The 19,985-nt window shown below is 41.1% G+C and carries 16 protein-coding genes; 3 read left to right on the forward strand and 13 right to left on the reverse strand.

What is annotated here, in order from left to right:
• Positions 1-223 precede the first annotated feature (223 nt).
• From CU633_RS12540 to CU633_RS12555, 4 genes are all read right to left on the reverse strand, one after another.
• The gene (locus tag CU633_RS12540; protein WP_101660929.1) at positions 224-1,570 is read right to left on the reverse strand and encodes a glucoamylase family protein; all 1,347 of its coding nucleotides are present in this window, start codon (positions 1,568-1,570) and stop codon (positions 224-226) included.
• Between the two features lie 160 nt (positions 1,571-1,730).
• Entirely contained in the window at positions 1,731-2,588 is an 858-nt protein-coding gene (locus CU633_RS12545) for a carbohydrate ABC transporter permease (RefSeq protein ID WP_257958705.1), read from the reverse strand.
• 22 nt (positions 2,589-2,610) lie between these two features.
• Positions 2,611-3,498, reverse strand: coding sequence for a carbohydrate ABC transporter permease (locus CU633_RS12550; protein ID WP_101660930.1), 888 nt, complete (start codon positions 3,496-3,498; stop codon positions 2,611-2,613).
• Between the two features lie 79 nt (positions 3,499-3,577).
• A complete protein-coding gene (locus CU633_RS12555; protein WP_101660931.1) occupies positions 3,578-4,846 on the reverse strand; it encodes a sugar ABC transporter substrate-binding protein in 1,269 nt (422 codons plus the stop codon).
• 515 nt (positions 4,847-5,361) lie between these two features.
• Here CU633_RS12555 and CU633_RS12560 point away from each other — a divergent pair.
• The 3 genes from CU633_RS12560 to CU633_RS12570 all read left to right on the forward strand — a co-directional run bounded on the left by CU633_RS12560 (position 5,362) and on the right by CU633_RS12570 (position 11,971).
• A complete protein-coding gene (locus CU633_RS12560) occupies positions 5,362-7,527 on the forward strand; it encodes a glycoside hydrolase family 3 N-terminal domain-containing protein (RefSeq protein WP_101660932.1) in 2,166 nt (721 codons plus the stop codon).
• A gap of 26 nt (positions 7,528-7,553) precedes the next feature.
• The gene (locus CU633_RS12565; protein WP_101660933.1) at positions 7,554-10,877 is read left to right on the forward strand and encodes a GH36-type glycosyl hydrolase domain-containing protein; all 3,324 of its coding nucleotides are present in this window, start codon (positions 7,554-7,556) and stop codon (positions 10,875-10,877) included.
• Positions 10,878-11,005: 128 nt separating this feature from the next.
• Positions 11,006-11,971: a LacI family DNA-binding transcriptional regulator gene (locus CU633_RS12570; RefSeq protein WP_101660934.1), complete on the forward strand. Its 966-nt coding sequence runs from the start codon at positions 11,006-11,008 to the stop codon at positions 11,969-11,971.
• Positions 11,972-12,218: 247 nt separating this feature from the next.
• On the opposite strand, the gene CU633_RS12575 is transcribed toward CU633_RS12570, so the two are convergent.
• The 9 genes from CU633_RS12575 to CU633_RS23645 all read right to left on the reverse strand — a co-directional run bounded on the left by CU633_RS12575 (position 12,219) and on the right by CU633_RS23645 (position 19,897).
• Positions 12,219-12,563 carry an SMI1/KNR4 family protein gene (locus CU633_RS12575; protein ID WP_257958707.1) on the reverse strand — a complete coding sequence of 115 codons (345 nt, stop codon included), beginning with the start codon at positions 12,561-12,563 and terminating at the stop codon, positions 12,219-12,221.
• A 298-nt stretch (positions 12,564-12,861) separates the two neighbouring features.
• Positions 12,862-13,278, reverse strand: a complete 417-nt coding sequence (locus tag CU633_RS12580; RefSeq protein WP_101660935.1) for an immunity 70 family protein — start codon at positions 13,276-13,278, stop codon at positions 12,862-12,864.
• Positions 13,279-13,965: 687 nt separating this feature from the next.
• Positions 13,966-14,211 carry a hypothetical protein gene (locus CU633_RS12595; protein WP_101660937.1) on the reverse strand — a complete coding sequence of 82 codons (246 nt, stop codon included), beginning with the start codon at positions 14,209-14,211 and terminating at the stop codon, positions 13,966-13,968.
• Positions 14,212-15,393 carry a glycohydrolase toxin TNT-related protein gene (locus tag CU633_RS12600; RefSeq protein ID WP_101660938.1) on the reverse strand — a complete coding sequence of 394 codons (1,182 nt, stop codon included), beginning with the start codon at positions 15,391-15,393 and terminating at the stop codon, positions 14,212-14,214. It abuts the gene before it with no gap.
• Positions 15,390-15,707, reverse strand: a complete 318-nt coding sequence (locus CU633_RS12605; RefSeq protein ID WP_101660939.1) for a DUF5082 domain-containing protein — start codon at positions 15,705-15,707, stop codon at positions 15,390-15,392. Before CU633_RS12605 ends, CU633_RS12600 begins: the two co-directional genes overlap by 4 nt.
• A gap of 346 nt (positions 15,708-16,053) precedes the next feature.
• Positions 16,054-17,358 (reverse strand): Nramp family divalent metal transporter, encoded by a 1,305-nt coding sequence (locus tag CU633_RS12610; protein WP_101660940.1) that lies wholly within the window; start codon positions 17,356-17,358, stop codon positions 16,054-16,056.
• A 127-nt stretch (positions 17,359-17,485) separates the two neighbouring features.
• Complete coding sequence (locus CU633_RS12615) at positions 17,486-18,199, reverse strand: GntR family transcriptional regulator (RefSeq protein ID WP_101660941.1); 714 nt, start codon at positions 18,197-18,199, stop codon at positions 17,486-17,488.
• Between the two features lie 53 nt (positions 18,200-18,252).
• Positions 18,253-19,599: an FAD-dependent oxidoreductase gene (locus tag CU633_RS12620; protein WP_101660942.1), complete on the reverse strand. Its 1,347-nt coding sequence runs from the start codon at positions 19,597-19,599 to the stop codon at positions 18,253-18,255.
• Between the two features lie 151 nt (positions 19,600-19,750).
• On the reverse strand, positions 19,751-19,897 hold the full coding sequence (locus tag CU633_RS23645) for a MerR family DNA-binding transcriptional regulator (protein WP_257958710.1): 147 nt from the start codon (positions 19,895-19,897) through the stop codon (positions 19,751-19,753).
• Positions 19,898-19,985 lie beyond the last annotated feature (88 nt).

Below are 19,985 nucleotides of genomic sequence, written 5' to 3' on the forward strand. Positions count from 1 at the left end.
AATATTGTAAAATTTATAATTAACAATATAATAATTTATATTTTTTTCATTTTCAACCCGTATATTTATAAATAATGCATTATTACGATGATCTTCTCGTTTTTTTACATATATATTTTATCAATAACCCTCAGAACGACCCTTTTGAAATGGCAACTCGAAAAACCAATGTAAAAAAGAGGGTGCACCCAGTCATTGGGGTCACCCTCTCCCTTAACTTTAGCTATTGAATCGAAAATTCTTCTTTCTTTAATAATTCCTCAGGCTTGCTGCCGATTTCGCTGCTGTGGAAATAATCGCGAATCACGCCATCATGCACGTAGTTTGCAATGGATGCCATGATCATTCCCTGGTCGAGAGCTAAATATGCTTTTGCAATATCCCCGGTCACGACATTGACTGAGTCATAAAAGCCATATTTACCATACGTATCTAGTTCTTTTAATGCTTTGATATTCTGGTAGGCTTCCTCTGGAGCATACTCAAGTGCCAGGAAAGTGGCATGGGCAGTGACGGTTCCGTCATCCTTGTACCCTAATGTACCGAGTGGTGTTGCCGCAAATTCACTGTAGCCATCTGGAGTGGCTGCTGGTGAAAAGCCCCAGGCTGGATAACCTTTTTCTTTCGCATATGCGATCTGAAGTTCTACATGGCGTTTATTGTTTAAACCAAGCGCTTTCGTGCCAAGCTCTTTTTCTTTTAACACGAGTCCCGGCATCAGCCCTTCAAACATGCTGCCGCCCCAGCTCGGTACATAGCTGATTCCTTTGTACTGATAATGACCTTCAAATACAGAAACCCCATCGTATTCGACAGTTGGTCCTGTCGGAATTTGTGCCTGCCAGTCCCATTCTGCAGGGAGTGTCCGGTACAATTTCCACCAATGATGTGACGGAACATCCCCTTTGCCGATCGCGATATAACTTGCGACTCGGGGTTCTGTGTAGAACATGCCATAATGGTGCCCGGTGAGCTCGCCCCGGTCTACATAATAGCCGCCCCGGAACTGGCCGACATTTGGATCATATAACGGTGCATAATTCATTGCTTCGACAAGCACACTAGTCTGTTCAGCTAATTCTTGATAAGCCTGGCCGGTTACTATTAAAGCAGCAGAAAGCCAGCCGTTATCCACCTGGGAAATAAATTGCCCCCAATCCGTTTTTAAACTGCCATCTGTGTTATACCAGTTGTAAAATAAGCCATTCCACTTTTGTAATTTCTCCAAAGTATTTAAAGTTGTTTGTATTTTAGCAACTGCCTCTTTCCTTGAGATGATGTCCATCTGTTCAGCTGACACTGTGCTTAATAAGTACATCCCTATATTCGTTGGGGACGTATGTTTTGCCGCAATTTCTTCTCCATTCTGAAAACGAACGGCATCGTATGTTAAACCTGTTGCCGGATCGGTGAAATCTTCAAAATATCGATACGTTTTCTTGGCTACCGATTCCAGTTGCCGACCAAAAGTTTTATTTTCAAGATCTTTTGCAAAGGCAGCTGGTGAGACTAATAAACTGGAAATCAAAAATCCTATCACTACCATGATTACATAGCTTTTTTTGGACATGTTAAAACTCCTTTCGATATTAATCGAAACGTTTCTATAACATCATAACATTCCAAAATGTAAGCGTGAACATCTATTCTAATAATCCATAAAAAAGGTTACTAAACTACTATTTTTTCACATAAAAAGAACCCCAGCAAAAAACTGGAGTTCCAGGCACTTACTTCATACCGGAAATGGTATATCCTTCGATAATATGTTTTTGGAACAGGATAAAAATGATAATGATTGGAACGACCATAAAGGTTGAACCAGCCATTTGCAGTGCGAAATTGCCTGTGTACTGCCCTTTCAGAAGTGATAAACCGACAGATAATGTATAAAGGCTCTCATCATTCGCAATAATCAGCGGCCAGAGGAAACTGTTCCAGCCTGCAATAAAGGTCAGAATGCCTTGAACGGCAATGATCGATTTAGACATCGGCAATACGATCTGTAAAAACACCCGGAGTTCGCTCGCGCCATCCAGGCGGGCTGCCTCCAGCAATTCATCCGGAATCGTCGAAATAAACTGCCTGAACAGGAAGATCCCAAAGGCTCCGACAAGTCCTGGCAGTACAATCCCGGCCATCGTGTTGGTCAAATGCATTTCATTCAAGATTAAATAGACTGGGATCATCGTCACTTGTCCCGGTATCATCATCGTTGCCAGAACGAGAAAAAACAGTTTGTCCCTTCCCTTAAATTGAAATTTTGCAAAGGCATAGCCAGCCATCGCATTTAAAAACAAGCCGACGAACGACCAAAGAACGATGACAATCGTATTTTTTAAATAAACGGCAAAGTTCATGTTCTCAAACAGGTTCTGAAAGTTTTCCAACGTAAATTCGTTAGGCCAGAGGGTCGGCGGGATTTGCATTACTTCACTTTCTGTTTTAAAGGCCGATAAAATCATCCAGATAAACGGGACCGTTATGAGAATGCCGCCCACTGCCAATATGATACCGACGAGCCATTGCGCGGTTTTTGCTTTTTTCAAAGGGTCTAATCCAGGTTTATTCAGTACATTGGTTTTCACAGGTTTCACCTCTTCTCTTCAATCAGTAATCAGTATTTCTCTTTTGGAATTTAAATTGGATCAATGTAATCACAATAATCGCAATGAACAGGATAAATGAGCCAGCTGCAGCATAGCCAAAATTACTGAATTGGAAACCATTGCGATAAATAAACAAAGCTACCGAAGTCGTACTGTCAAGCGGCCCTCCGTTTGTCATGACAAATGGTTCCTCGAAGAATTGCAGCCAGCCAATCATCGTTGTAATCGAGACAAAGAAAATCGCATAACGCAGTAATGGGATCGTTATTTTCGTCAATTGCTTCCATCCATTCGCCCCATCGAGCTGGGCTGCTTCATAATACGTTTTCGGGATTCCTTGCAATGCCGCCAGAAAAATAATCATATTGAGCCCAATCGCTCGCCACAGTGCTAAAGCGATCAATGATACCTTTGCCATCGTTGGATCCTGCAGCCACGGCACGGATGGCAGATGCAGCAGATTTAATACATAATTGAACAGTCCGAGTTGCGGATTGTATAAATAGGTCCATACAACCGCAACGGCAACAACGTTTGTAATCGAAGGCATATAGAACACGACACGGAAGGCTTTGAAAATACGGGCCTTTCCAAAATTGATAAGAAGTGCAATCGCTAACGAACAAATAATGACGAGTGGTACTCCGAAAACAACATAAAACAGTGTATTGAAGATTGATTTTAAAAAGATTGGATCACTGACAACATCTTTATAGTTCTTTAAACCAACAAAGCTAATCGTCGACCAGTCAGCCAATCCTGCTAAATCAATGTCTGTGAAGCTGATAATGAAAGCAACAAAGATTGGAAAAATTGAAAACATGGTCAACAGAATAATGGCTGGTGCAACGAAGAAATATGGAGTTTTTTTTGAGGTACTGCTATTCATGGAAAGTTCCTTCCTTCTATGCCTTGGTCAATATAGTGAACTAGCAGGGAAACCCTGCTAGTCCAATAAGTAAATAGATTTATTCAGTTAACAATTCTTCTGCCTTTTTATTAAAGTCATCCATTTCTTTTTGAACATCTGCTCCACCGCGGTAGATCTTCTCAAAACTGCTTAAGAATGTCTGGGCGATTTTTTCAAACGATGCAATGACCGGCATTGGCTGGGCATTTTCTAGTTGCTCACCAAATACTTTATAATACTCATTTCCCTCTAAAACTTCACTATTCCATGCTTCTTTATTCGCAGGGAGTGAATTTGTGATTTCAAGCCATTTAACCTGTGTCTCCGGTTTGCTCATGTATGCCAGAAACTTCAATGATGCATCTTTGTTTTTGGTATATTCGAAGACTGATAGATCAGAGCCGCCAAGCATTGAAGTATTATTTTCTTTGGCAGGAAGGACAGCTGTTGCCCACTTGCCTTCGAGCTCTGGCGCCTGGTCGTTGATTAATTTAACCATCCACGGACCGCTTATAAACATTGGCAAAATGCCGTCTCCTTTGAATGCCTGAATGATGTCCAGGCCAATATCATCAACAGGAGCAGAGCCATCTTCAAAGAATCCGTTTAGATACTCTACACTTTCGACAAATGGAGCTTCATTGAAAAGCGGTTTATTGCCGTCTATTAATTGGGAACCGTTCTGGCGGGCAAACATGAATGCAAGACTTTGCTCTTTTGCATCAATGCTGATTCCATATTTGTTATCGCCGCGTTCTGATAGTTTTTTCGCAGCAGCTCTCAATTCATCCCATGTCTTTGGTGCTTCGCTGTATCCGGCCTCTTCCAGTAAATCCTTGCGGTAGTATAGGACACGGGTATCGACATACCAAGGAACACCGACTACTTTATCTTCAAATTTTGTTGTTTCAATTGAACCTTCGTAAAAATTATCGGCTGCAAATTCCGGATATTCTTCCAAATGCGGTGTTAAATCCAATAAGGCGCCAGCAGAAGCAAATTCAGGAATCCAGCTTGTCCCCATTTGCAATACATCCGGACCTTTCTTGGATGCGACTGCTGTCAGCAACTTATTGTGGGCTTGGTCCCATGGAATCGCCTGAACTTTCACTTCAATGTCTGGATTTTCTTTTTCAAACTGATCAGCAATTTTTGGAAGGGATTTTGCTTCCTCTCCCATTCCCCAAACATTAATCGTGGTTTTCTCTTTATCGCCTGAAGACGCGGAATCAGAAGAACAACCAGCCAGTGCTCCGGAAATAACGACTGATCCGAGTATCGCTGCTGTGATGATCTTTTTTCTTAAGCTAATAAACTTTGGTTTCATGCTTGTATCCCCCGTAATGTGGAATTTTTAAATTTTTCATCGCTTTGTATGCTGTCGCTTTATTTTAATAATAGTAATACAAATCAATCAAGATAGTTCTAAGAAATCTATTATTTGAATCAATCATTCGTAGATTTGTAGAATTCCCCCTTTGGTGAAACGTTTCGAAATCCAACAAAAAAATATAATTCCTGCTGATTTCTACCACGTTTCTATTGATCTTAAAAACTTGCCGCTTTACAGATACTTTCATTGAAACGTTTCGATAGGGCTATTATAAGACAGGTTGAAATCGTTTTCAATAGGAATTTTTTAAAAGTATGAACTTTTTAAGAACGAAATTTGCGAATTCTACTTAAAAAAACCTTTATGTCGTGGTTAAAATGATTTTTCCCCTCATCGAAACGTTTCTATTTTTAATTGACTATCATAAATAGAGCGCTTATAATCCAACTATACTTATATTCGAAACGTTTCTATCATTTTTAATAGAAAAGAATAGTGGAGGTCTCAGCATGCACGACGATCAACTTAATTCCCTGATCCAGCAAATGACGCTGGACGAAAAGATTTCTCAATTAATACAACTGGCCACCCCCTTTTACCAAGGTTCCAACAACAAAGGACAAATAACAGGCCCGATCGCTGAATTAGGCATTACTGAAGAGATTGTGCATAACAGCGGTTCCGTTCTCGGGGCTTCAGGGGCAAATGAAGTGATCAATATTCAAAAAACTCATTTAGAAAACAATCGTCTCGGCATTCCTCTATTATTTATGGCGGATATTGTCCATGGCTTTAAAACGATCTTTCCTGTCCCACTTGCAATCGGCTGTTCCTGGGATTTACGGCTTGCGGAAAAGAGTGCCGAGATCGCCGCTCATGAAGCGGCTGTCTCCGGAGTGCATGTAACGTTTGCACCGATGGTTGACCTGGTCCGCGATCCACGCTGGGGAAGAGTAATGGAGTCTACAGGAGAAGATCCTTATTTAAACAGTCAATTTGCAAAAGCGTTTGTACGTGGCTTTCAAGGATCAGATTTGGCAACTGACAATAACCGGGTTGCCGCATGTGTGAAACACTTCGCTGCTTACGGTGCTCCGGAAGGCGGACGCGATTATAATACCGTCAATATGTCGGAACGCCAGCTGCGAGAATCATATTTACCAGCATACAAGGCTGCACTCGATGAAGGCGTTGAAATGGTGATGACCGCGTTTAACACGGTTGATGGGATCCCTGCCAGCGGCAACAAATGGCTGATGCGCGATTTACTTCGGGATGAGTGGAAATTTGACGGTGTGCTCATTTCCGACTGGGGCGCCGTTAAAGAACTGATTCCGCACGGCGTTGCCACAGATGAAGCGGAAGCTGCCTATAAAGCGATTCAAGCCGGTGTCGATATTGAGATGATGACGGCATGCTATGTTAAACATTTACGGAAGCTTGTTGAAAACGGAGATGTTAATGAATCTATTATTGATGAAGCCGTCCTTCGTATTTTACGGTTAAAAGCGAAACTCGGTTTATTTGAAAATCCTTACCGGGCGGCTGATGAAAGCTTGGAAAAAGAAATTGTTATGAGTGAACAGCATCGACAGGCATCAAGGGAACTGGCCGCTAAATCGTGTGTGCTTTTAAAAAATGACGGTGTACTCCCGCTCCAAAAAGACCGGAAAATCGCGATAATCGGCCCTTTTGCACAAAGCGGAGATATTTTGGGACCGTGGTCATGGTTAGGCTCAAAGGAACAAGCCGTCCAGCTGTACGATGGTATAAAAGAAAAAGTCCGCTCCTCGTTCCTTCTAACGGCAAAAGGATGCGGAATAGAAACAGGAAATGAGGAACAATTGAACGAAGCGATTGATACTGCAAGTAAAGCGGATATCATTGTCCTTGCACTCGGGGAAGACTCCGAGATGAGCGGAGAGGCTGGCAGCCGGGCAGATATCCGTTTACCGCAGGTTCAACTTGAATTGGTGACAAAGCTAAAGGAACTGCAGAAGCCGACCGTTGCCGTATTGTTTAATGGACGTCCTCTTGATTTACATGGTGTGATTGATGAAGTGGATGCAGTCCTTGAAGCATGGTATCCGGGAACCGAGGGAGGAGCTGCGATTGCCGATTTATTGTTTGGTGATGTCAATCCTTCAGGAAAATTAACGATGTCCTTCCCTTATTCAGTTGGACAGGTTCCAGTTTACTATAACCATTTTAATACCGGCCGCCCGAAAGACGCACCTGATGCCCAGGAGCGCTATGTGTCACAGTACTTGGATATACCAAATGAACCTCTTCTTCCGTTTGGCTTCGGTTTAAGCTATACTACCTTCTCTTACGGTGAAGCAAAGCTGTCGGGAGACTCTATGAATCTGGAACAGCCTTTATCGATTACTGTTGAGGTTACCAATACAGGAAAAATGGCTGGTGAAGAAATAGTCCAGCTCTATATACAAGACCTTGCCGGTGAAGTGGTTCGCCCTTTAAAAGAGCTGAAAGCCTTTGATAAGGTTATGTTACAGCCAGGTGAAACGAAAAAGGTTTCGTTTACGATTACAGAAGAGCAACTGCGCTATTATCATTCCGACTTACAATTTAAAAGTGATCCCGGGGCGTTTATCGCATACGTTGGACCCAACAGTCAACAAGGCCAGGCGATGCCATTTCAATTAGTACAATAGTAAACAATGGAAAGAAGAGGACAACAATGAACAAAGCGAAGTTTCAGATTAAAGCAGGCAATTACAATTTCACCTTTTTAAATAGCGGTGATCTTTATGAGGCAACCCATAAAAACATTATAATCAACCAGTGGCTCTCCAATCCAATCGATGGATCTTTAAATAATCTTTATTTGCGTTTTCATCAGGAATCGGGCATTAAGGTCTATTCTCTCCTTGGTGTTCAGTCAGGCAGCTCGGTCCGCTATAACGAAAATCAAGTGATTTGGGAAGGCACCGTCAGTGACGTTAACTACAAAGTCACTTTCATCCTGACTGAACAAGGCATCTGGTTCTGGGATATATTAGTAGAGGGACAAGATGCTGAAGTTGATGTCATATATGGACAGGATCTCGGAATGGCTGAAAAAGGAGCGATCCGTTCAAACGAAGCCTTCGTATCGCAATACATTGATCACACGATTTTTGAAGATAAAGACAAGGGCTTCGTCGTATGTTCACGGCAAAACCAGCCTCAATCGAGAACTTTCCCCTATCTGCAGCAGGGTGCGTTAACAAAAGCAATTGGCTATTCTACAGATGGCTTTCAATTCTTTGGTTTATCCTATAAGGAAACGAACCAGCCGGAAGTCTTGACGAAAGATTCCTTGGATAATGAGGTTTATCAATACGAATTTGCCTACACAGCATTGCAATCAGAGCGGATCAAATTATCAGGATCATCGCGGTTTGTCTTTTATGGACTATTTGACGAGGACCATCCGGAGGCAATTACTTCTCTGGAATACGAAACAATCATTTTAAAGGCTTGGGAACTGGTCAAATCAGAAACCAAGCCAACCGGGCAAATAGAAGAGAAAGTAACTCTTTCCTCTGTTTTTGGAGCACCTTTAGTAACAACAGCAATGAAAAAAGAAGACATAGATCAGTATTTTCCTAATCGTCATCAAGAAGAATGGGACGGCTCGACTCTCCTCTCGTTTTTTACCGAAACGCATGAGCATGTCGTTTTGAAAGAAAAAGAACTGCTCGTTGAACGTCCGCACGGCCATATATTGATGTCCGGGGAAAATATCAATAATAAAGAAAATGTGCTTACTTCGACATCTTATATATATGGAATTTTTAATTCCCAGCTGGTGGTTGGCAACACTTCGTTCAATAAAATGCTGACAAATGCCCGCAATCCGCTGAATGTCATGAAAACCTCCGGCCAGCGTATTTATGTGGAGGTTGATGGTGTGTACCGGTTATTAACATTGCCATCGATGTTTGAAATGGGATTTAACTGTGCGCGCTGGTTTTACAAAACGGACAATGATTTTTTGATTATCACCAACTTTACAATCGTCGATTCGCCGGAATTGCACTTGCAGGTCCGGTCTGTGAGCGGCAAATCATACCGGTATTTGGTGACAAACCAAGTTTCGATGAACAACAATGAATACGAGGCCCCATTCCAGATCGAACAAGATGGGAATACGATCTCGTTTTCAGCAGGTGCGGGTTCAGACAGTAAAGAAGCCTACCCTGACTTGACCTATCGTTTGCAGGTAAAGGGTTCGCAAATGAATCTTTTAGATGAGCGAAAATTTGCCGAGAATCTTCCCGGTCATTCTGCGTCCCTTGTCGTACTTGAATTAAGTGAAGCAAGTGAATGGACGATGATTGTCCATGGAGCATTGAACGGTGAAGACCTGCCTTTTGTAGAGCGTAAAGCTCAAACGGAAATTGAACGCTTTCGGTTGTTCTATCAATCTGTGATGAACGGATTCCGCCTGGAGCATAAAGATGGAATTGAGAAAATAAATGATCTTTCCTGGTGGTATACGCACAATATGCTTGTTCACTACTCTGTCCCTCACGGCCTCGAGCAATATGGCGGTGCGGCGTGGGGCACAAGGGACGTTTGCCAGGGACCATCCGAGTATTTTCTTGCGACACAAAAATATGAAGCTGTGCGCGATATCATCAAAACCGTTTATGCCCACCAATATGCGGATGACGGCAATTGGCCGCAATGGTTTATGTTTGATCAGTATTACAAAATCCAGCAAGAGGAAAGCCATGGAGATATCATTGTTTGGCCATTAAAAGTGCTCGGTGACTATATTGCCGCGACAAAGGATTACAGCATTTTAGCAGAAAAAGTCCCTTATACAAAACGCGGAAGCTTTGAGTTTTCCGAAGAAAAAGCGACCATTCTTGACCATGCGAAGAAAGAAATCGAATATATTAAATGGCATTTTCTCCACGATACATTTTTATCATCGTATGGCGATGGCGATTGGGACGACACGCTGCAGCCTGCCAATGCGCAATTGAAAAAATACTTGGTCAGCAGCTGGACTATTGCTTTGACATATCAGGTTCTCAAACAGCTGGCACAGCTTTTGGAAGAAGCCGACAAACAAGAAGCGGATGAACTTAAAGCTTTATCTTCAGGCATCGAAGCCGATTTCAAACGTTACATTCTCCAAAGCGATGTCATTCCAGGCTTTGTGTTTATGGAAGAGCCCGGCAAAGCAGAATTCATGCTGCACCCTACTGATTCAAAAACAGGCGTCCAATACCGGCTGCTTCCGATGACAAGAAGCATGATCGGGGAACTTTTGACACCTGAACAGGCTGAAGCACATTATCAAGTCATCAAGGAAAAGCTTTATCATGCCGATGGCGTCAGGCTGATGGACCGCCCTGCCAAATATGAAGGCGGAGTCAGCACCCATTTTAAACGGGCGGAGCAAGCAGCGAATTTTGGCCGTGAAATAGGACTGCAATACGTGCATGCCCATATTCGTTTCGTGGAAGCAATGGCAAAGCTCGGCAAGGTTGATGAGGTTTGGAAAGGACTTGAGACGATTAACCCAGTCGGGATCCAAGAGGTGTTGGCGAATGCGGAACGGCGGCAAAGCAATGCCTATTTCAGCAGTTCAGACGGGAAATTTATGACGCGCTATGAAGCTCAGAACCGCTTTGACGAATTGCGGGATGGTTCCGTTCCCGTGAAAGGCGGCTGGCGCATTTATTCAAGCGGCCCGGGAATTTATATGAACCAGCTGATTTCCAATTGCTTAGGTATCCGTTTAGCAGCAGGCGACTTAAACATTGACCCGGTTTTACCGGATAAATTAAATGGATTGCAGTTTCATTTTAAAATTCTTGACCGCCCTGTTACGTTTGTGTATCACCTTGGCGGCAATGCTGTAAGCCGTATTGTGATTAATGGGCATCCGGTTTCCGCAGAGAAAGTGTTTAACCGCTACCGTCAGAGCGGGGTGCGGATAAGCAAATACATCCTGGACCAGCAGTTAACGGAGGATTCCAATGTTGTAGAGATTTACATGTAAAAAGCGCCGGCGGCAGATAGCGACCGTCGCCTTTTTGTTAAAACGGTTTGCATAAACATTCTACTAGAAGATACCAAAAACAAGGTATAATAAAAGAAACGTTTTTTGTAAAGATAGGAGAAGGTATCGTGGTTAGTATTAAAGATATCGCGAAACAAGCTGGCGTTTCAATCTCAACCGTATCGTATGCCTTAAACGGAAGCCCGAAGGTGACAGAAGAAACATCGGCAAGGATTCTTGCGATCGCGAAAGAACTGAACTATATTCCAAATGCTGCAGCCCGATCGTTGAAAAAACGGGAAACAAAAATTATTGGCGTGTTTTTAACTGATTATAGCGGGGCCTTTTACGGACAGCTTCTGCAGGGTATGCAAGAAGCACTGACCAGCAGAGGGTACGAGTTAATTGTGTGCAGCGGCAAAGAATCACATCGTTTTCTTCCTGAAAGAATGATTGATGGTGCCATTATCCTTGATGCTACTTTTTCAAGCGCTGAGTTGATTAAGTATGCGGACCTCGGCCATAAATTGGTCGTTTTAGACAGGGAACTTGACCACCCCAATATCAATCAAATACTGCTTGATAATAAAGCCGGAGCCACTTTAGCAATCGATCACCTTATTGATAAAGGGCATCGGAAGATTTATGCCGTCACGGGACCACGTATTTCTTATGATTCGAATCAACGCCTCCAAGCTGTCAGGCAGACAATCGAACGCTATCAAGATATTGATTATGAGGAAATCGAGGGCGATTTTAATAAACCTGCGGGAGAGCGGGCTGCACAGCAAATCATTGCGGATTACAGCAAACCCGTGGCTGTCTTTTGTTTGAATGATGAGATGGCAATCGGGATGTATAATTATTTATCAAAAACGGATTATCGGATCGGTGAACACGTCCATATCATTGGATTTGATAATATTGAGGTTTCACAATATATGGATCCGCGCCTGACGACCATTGATTATTCCAAACGCAAATGGGGAACCCTTGCTGCCGAAAACTTACTCAAACTAATTGCGAACGAACCACTGGAAAATGAGCGGATTTATGTATCATTGATTGATGGGGATTCGGTTGGGACGGTTTGAATTATGAATACTCATAATCGAGCTGAATGCAGCATACACAACAGAGCACCGGCCTTCTAATAATTTGATGAGAAGGCCGGTGCTTTTTTTAATATATTTTTCAATCGCACTTCCTAACAAAACGCCAATCAAGAAAATAAAGGCATTTTAAAAATCTTCTTCCCAATTCTCTTTTGCTTCGAGCAGCCTATTTGACAGAAACTCATGAAAATTGTTCGCTCGCTTGCCACTGTACCCGGCAACCCTATCAAGAAATAATCGGGCACTCATTACTAGAAATAAAACTGGTATGAAGGCAATAAACAAATTCTTCACAGTTTTCTATTACGGCGTATTCTTCGGGTAAGCCCAGTTTTCGAAATCTTTCAGTATTTGATATAACTGAAGGAATTTGTGATTTTCCACAACCTAGTATTGCGACTCCGAATAGCCCGCCCGAACCATAAGATTTCAAGAACCATTTATAGCTTTCCGGGAATACAACCCCGAGTTCATCTTCAAGTCTTATAACTTCGGTTTCATTGATACCTCCAGTAAAATCGTCAATATCCGAGTTTTCTTCTATAAATGCAACCAATTCTCCACGAGTCAAAGTAATTCCCCTCCAACTACAGTGTCCAAGCTCTATGAAATAAAGAGAAACTATTAAACTGAGAAAATATGCAAGTTCATGTTACACTATATGGATTTGAAAAACTGTAAGCACGTTGAACTGCACTTTTAGTTGGGAACCATTCCCTTCTATACGATTCTCCTCTATAGATTATTTTCCCTTTCAATATTAATATCTCTTTGGGCTTAAAATAAGACATTTTCATTGTCCGATTAAAGAGTGAAGAGTGTACTCAGTCCAAAAAACCATGAGAGAGATACCCATGGTTTTACAATAATTAAATTTGTTGAATTTTTATATCACATTTATCTTCTTCTGCTACATCCATAGTATTACAAATCACTTCAAAAAACGTCTTTCCGTTAGCAGTTGCAAAATAATCCGCTAAGCTTGTTACTTTTGGACTGATTTTATCCCCCCACGGTGGTTTTTTTGATAAGTCATCAATATCCCATACAACACGTTCTGGCGAGTATTTTGAAAGTTCTTGTTCAATTTCTATTAAATTAGATTTTGCAACTGAGACATCAACCCAATTTAATTTGTCGTTATATAACTCATTCATCAATAATGGGTATTTTGTCCCCCATCCTTCTTTTTCCAAATGATATGAGATTGTTGAAAAGAATGAATGTACAAAATCGCTATGCCCTAATTCGTAGTAAAAACAATCTACTAATAAACCTACAGCCATATAAACTTCACCTCTAATCCATTTTAAATATAATTTCTGCTACGCCTTTTGTTCTTTCATTTATCTTTTGTTTAATGTCTCTCAACACATCCCTTGAGACACTTTGACCTCTCACATCAATAATAACAGATTGATTAGTTTTTTCTGGCAAATCACTTATCCGCTTATTTATTTGCTTTGAGACATTCCTTATTAAGTTTTTTCTACCAGAAGATGTCGTCAATTTATAATTCTTAACTTCTATACTATGCCCGCTGATATAAAAATCTGGTCTCGAACTATTTTTAGTACCATGATTCACTTCATTTTATAAATTCTACTTAATTCGATCATTACTGTTTCAAGCTCATTTGCACTTTTCGGGTTCATATAAAAATCATTTATTAAATGAATTGATGTTTCTATTTGCTGTATTATATATTGCAGATCCGTATCTCTTTGTTCGTTTAATACTTTCAACAACATCTCATAACTTTGTCTTATTAAGTCTAGTTTTTGCTCCAATTTGATCCCTCAAGAATAATATACTTTGTTGAAACGTCAGAAGTCGCTTCGATTCCTCCTCTTTTTTTTTCCATGATTCTTAAATTGAAAAATGATTACTCCGGAACATAAATGCATTCGGTCGATGAAGTGTATTATAAAACATAAACCTTGAAGTGCATTTAACTAGTTTAAGATAATGCATCAATTCAAGATCCCCATATCTTTTAAAGAGCTAATCAACCAATTATAGAAATAATTGCACGCATCTTCTTCAGAATTAAAAGTTTTTAAATTTGATTTAATACCTCTCTCACTATAGTATACTTCCCATATTTGACTTTCTTTATTTATACAAAATGCTTCATTAGGATACCCACCACGAAGACTGTACAAATCCTTCGGTATATTATTAGATAATAGTTTTTGTTCCAACTCATTAAGTTTCATTTACTTTTCCACCCTTCTTAAAGTTCCTTCTTCTATTAATTCTTTTATAGATTTATTAAACTCGTGCTGAATTCCTAACCCTGGCTCATCAAACCATGGTGCTATCCTTCCTGATTGGACGTTAACTGGTTTTACGACTTCATACACATTATATGGCTTTTGATTTGTTCCTGGGGCTAACGCTCTCATTTCATAAGGAGTTCCAACAGGAGAAACAAAAGTCCCTCCTTCATAACCATATCTATCTATTCGTGTCCCTGGTTCAAGTGTAATATCTTGAATCTCGCCAATAAACCCTCTATTTGGGGGCCAAATAATTTCTCCTTCCGTTGTATAATACTTAGGATTTTTAGAAACATCTGTAGATTTATTAACAACATTTATTACATTATCACTCTTCCCATCATTCACCATCCGAACAACCGATTCCTTCGCACCTTCCAACGATTCCCGAACGGTTGTCCGCATCGGACCGACTCCGGCAAGCTGTACCTGAAGATTCGCCGGGACAGGCAGATCTCCCAGCTTTTTCATAACCTGATCAAACCATACCTTCGTGGCAGCCAGTGGTCCTTGGACGACTCGGTTATATACAACACGAAAAGCTTCTGAAACTTTGTTTGGATTCACAACATTTTTCATCGCCATAAAGGCTTTTGAATTTTTGGCAAGGGCAGGTAAACCACTTTTGGAGGCTGCTTCAATTCCTGCATTAATTCCTTTAACCGCTGCTTTGCCTCCAACTCCGACAGCTTTCCCCGGAGGGAAGAGGGAAAGTGCGAGCATCCCAATCGCCAATGCCCGATCACCTGCAGAAAGTTTTTCTCCAGTGACAGGGTCGTATTCGCTGTACACCCGCTGAAGATCATACCAGCCGACCATTTCGAGAAGAAACCCGCCGATTGCACCTGCCATCTTTTGATCGGCCTTCTCCATTTCAGCCGCCGTCATTTTGATCAAACGCTGTGCGTCATCCAGTTTGTCTCTATATTGTCTGATAGCCTGCTTGAACTCGGCTTCTAGATCATGAATCCCACAGGGTAACACGCCTGGGAAGTCAGCCAGCAACGAGTTAAAATGCCAGGTTACAGCATTAAGTGCCTGGGTGCAATCCCTCTCAGCCTTTCCTAACTGGTCTGCAAATTCCTCCAACTCATCTACGTTGATTTGGATGCGGCTCATGAAAGGGCCTCGGCTTTTTTACGCAATTTGCGTATTTCCGTCCCAATTTCCTGAATGAGTTCGTCTTCTAAAGTATAAACCTGATTCGCTGTTTGACTCAATTCGCCTGCAATCATTTCATAAGCCTCCCGGGATTGGCCTTGCCAATTGGCTGCATAACAGCCATGCGCACTTCGATAAATACTCACTCCGTCTTCGAAGTGGTTACTGCCCTGCTTTATATTGGACTTGTAACCTTCCAAAATATCAATCATCCAGAGGTACTTCTGACGCTTCGCTCTCCTCTCAATTTCCTCCAGAAGATTTATATCCATTGAGTGCCCTCCTCTTTTTAAGTCTTATAAATTATATGTAAATGTTGATAACCATTTAATACCATAAGATAATATTACCAAAATTACCATGAAGGCAAACCTTACTTTAGTACTGAATTGTTGGTTAAATCTTATTCGTTTTTGATTACTATTTTCCTATTAGCCTACCCTTCTCATGAAGCGGCATTTATTTAAAAGAGCCTCCGGAAGGCTTCATTTAACAAAAAGAGAAGGTCCCAAAATTCAAGAATTTTGGGACACTCTATAATTATGCTTATAATCAAAATTCTTTTACTTTACTTCTTCGTAGATTTTCTCACCTTAATTATTTGAAACCGCTTTCAAATTAAAATAAACTGTTTATTAGATGCCATGTTGACCACAGGGTTAAGCCGATAAGTATTAATAAAAGCACGTTCTCCCACCACTTATTTACGTACTTTCCTAAAAGCTCTTTACGGTTTGTTAAAATCAACAGTCCTATCGAAACGATAGGTAAAAGCAAGATTTGCCACGCATTAACTAAAATAGTTAAGTATATAAAACCAGGCATTGATGGCAGAGCCCAAATAATGGGCAATACTACCGTAATGAGAAGAGTAAATTTGAAAAGTGGGTCTTTGTTAAACTCTTCGTTATATTTCTTCCCCCTTTCAGGAAAGGTAGTGTAAATGGCATCAACAAAAAGATTGCCGAAACCAAGTGCATATCCAATTACTGTACTAAAACAAGCTCCGAAAACGCCAACATAGAACAGGATACCACCAAGTGCACCTAATGTTGTTGTTAGCATCTGGGCCATGTCAGCTACACTCGAAATGGTCAAACCTTGGGGATTAAGTATTTCTGCACCTAGAGTCCATACAGCGAGGTCGATAATAATAATCATTAGTACACCGAACAAGAGATCATAACGCTGAAGTTTTAAATAAGAGGGACCAACCCAGCCCTTTTGCTTAAACAGATAAGGATAAATCAAATTTGATAAAGATCCGGCTACAGCGCCGATTAAAGAGACAACAAAAACGAGAGTATCTACCCCTCCAACATTATCAGGAATACTAAAAGCTACAGTGCCTTTAACAATTGCAGGAACATCAGGACCTACCCATATGGCACTTCCTACTAAACTGACAACCATTAAAATAAGAATTCCCTTAATCGTAATTTCAATATAGTTATAAATTCCTCTCCCAAGTAAGGCAAGAGAAACTACGACTACAACAAGCGACCATACAAATGTGTTCCCTACCTTGCTAAGTTGCCAGAGGGCTTCCCCAGCTCCTTTAAGAAGATATGCGGCATAAAAATGCGCCAGAAAAAGACTAGCGACACCTAAAAACAAGGGCAAATATTTATATAATCGTTTATAACCCTGGAAAATGGTTTCTTGATGTACGTTGCAAAGGGCGTATTTAGAAATAACATTCACTAAGATATACCTTAAGACTAAGGCTAAAACCAGCCCCCACATGAGATTATATCCGTAATGGGCACCTGAAACGGACATATCTACTAAGTCTCCTGCACCTAACCAACTCAAAACCATTACTATTCCAGGGCCAAAAGAAATCAAATATTGCCAGAAACTAGATGGCGTTTTGGTTATTATCTGTGTTGGTTGTGTCACCTTTTCTTCGGGAACTGACATTTCTACTTCCTCCCTTAATATTATTTTTTCATTTTATATCATCAGTCACCCCATCGAGTAATAGACATTATGCGAATTTTTTAGAACTGGAAAATTCACCTCCATTCCAAACCCTGCTTTTGAAAATTCATTCCTCATTTTTGGAAGTCATCGCAATCAATACTTTTTTTGCAGTCATAAGGTGCTTATCAAGAACCTGGATCGCTCTTTCTGGATTATTGTTTTTTAAACTCTCAACAATTTCCCAATGCTCAGCCTCTGATTCTTCCGCCCATCTGAGATTTGTCAAAGAATATAAACGGTAACGGACGATCGTATCCTGAACAGTATCTACAAACTGTTCTAACCGACGGTTTCCCAGTGCTGAAACAAGGATAGAATGGAACTCTGAATTTGTATTCGCCAATCCGGTTAAGTCGTTTGCCCGTAGCTGCGTATCAGCATTTTTTAAGCATTCTTCCAGCTGTTGAATAATTAAATCATTCTCTGACGCAATGCTTCGTAAAGCCTCTGATTCCACTAATAATCGAATTTGGTATATTTCCTCAATATCCTGAATGTTAGGAATTGAGACTATGATTCTCCTTCCAGGCAGTGTGGTGACCAAGTTTTCCGTCTCCAAAATCCTGAGTGCTTCACGTACTGGTGTACGACTGACCGACAATTTGTCTGCTATTTTGTTCTCGCTTAACAGCTGGCCCGGTTTTAATGATCCATTTAAAATCGATTTTTTTAGAGTTTGAAAGACAGCTTCGCGCAACGGCATATATGGAGGAAAATCCCCGGGTGAATCTATATTAAGCTCGTCTTCTATGATTAGTGGTTCTTTAGAGTTGTCCATCTGCTTAATTCCTCCTGCTTAAACGATTGCGGCTCCATGCGAAAAAACAATTGTTACTGTGTGACGCGGTTTCCAAGGTAGACACCCCGTTCTTCAAGAGTAGCCTGTAGTGTCTTAATATCCAGGTCAGGCATAGCACTGTTTTGCTTCGCGGCAAGCGCTGCAGCAACGCCGGCGCTTTCACCCATAACCAAACACGGTGCCATGTTTCTTGTTGCCCCATGAGCGAAAGAAGTAGCTGAAATGCATCTTCCCGCTACAATGATGTTTTCAAGATTTTTTGGAATCATGGCACGGTATGGAATATCAAATGCCCCGTCATTCCCGATTTGATAAAAAGTAGCCTGCCCGGTATCAGGATCGTGAATATCGACAGGAAAACATACTTGTCCAACCGTATCTTCGAACTTGCGCCCTGTGGTCACATCTTCATCGCTAATTTCATACAGCCCTTCAATTCTTCTGGTTTCCCTTACCCCGGCAAATGCTGATGGAACAAAGTATGCGTTTTGGAACCCTGGCACATTTTCTTTTAGAAATTGACTAATTCGATGTATTTGATTGGTTAATTCCACAGTAGCACGCGATAGTGACAAAGGATCTGTGCCATCGATACCAATCACAGCGGAGGTATTTACGTTGATATGATTTGGCCAGACTGTGTTAAAAAACACCTTATGATTTTCATTAGGAAATATCTGATTCTCACGGATAATGTCATTCCATTGACTAAAGGTTCCATTAAAATAAACCGGAATAGGTTCGGGATAATCACTGCGCGTGGCCATTGCGGGTGTGGAGACAGCAATAGCCTCAGCAATTTCCTTGTTGTTAGTACCAAAACAACGAAGCACCATTGAAACCGGTTGCATTTTTCCGGTTTTACGATCGCCCTTTGTATAATTTGCTCCGGCAGACACAGCTACATCAGCATCCCCGCTTGCATCAATATAAGTTTTAGCCCTAATGTGACGTATTCCTCCCTTTACAGCCACCTGGACACCAGTGATATTCCCTTCATCCGTTTCAGTTCCAACTACGCTTGCACCTAATAATACTGTGACACCCGCTTCAGCCAGAAGTTGCGTAGAAAGGATCCTAAACATTTCCCCATCTACAGGAGTGACAGAATGAACAAAACTTCCATATGGAATATGCCCTACAGCCCCACCCATTTTGATCAGCCGGTCAACTATTTCTTGAGCAATTCCAAACACGACCTGACGCCCGAATTTTGTAATGTAATTATGAAGACATAGTCCTGTAGTGGCGTTACCTCCGACAAATGGCTTTAATTCAATCAGGATCGTTTTTGCACCGCTACGTGCTGCCGCAGTGGCAGCAGCAACGCCCGTCACACCCCCGCCTACTACCAGAACATCGCAATCAAATTCATACATATAGTCTTCCTCCCTTTATTAAGAAAACTCTGTATACCTGTATACAGGTATACTATACAATCAATTCAGTAAATTGTAAATATTAATTATTTTCAGTTTTTAATTTGTGTTTTTCGATGATGTTCAAAAAAACTTTATATGTATTCCCTATTTAAAGTCTATTTGGTCCTGCTGTTTTTCGCTTAAAATAAAAAATTGGAACTAAATAGATAGTTCCATCATAATAGTGTAATGTTCGTATTGAAGTGCCGGTCATCTCTGAAAATTCTCCAATCAAATACTGCTTATCTGTTCCCATAAAAATTTCCCTCCAGTATACATTTGTGATATCTATATCGATTCTACTCCCTCACGTAACTGGAGGTTCAAGCGGATTTTTTCAACCA

It is taken from the genome of Bacillus sp. V3-13, from assembly GCF_002860165.1.
Classification (GTDB): Bacteria; Bacillota; Bacilli; order Bacillales; family Cytobacillaceae; genus Bacillus_BJ.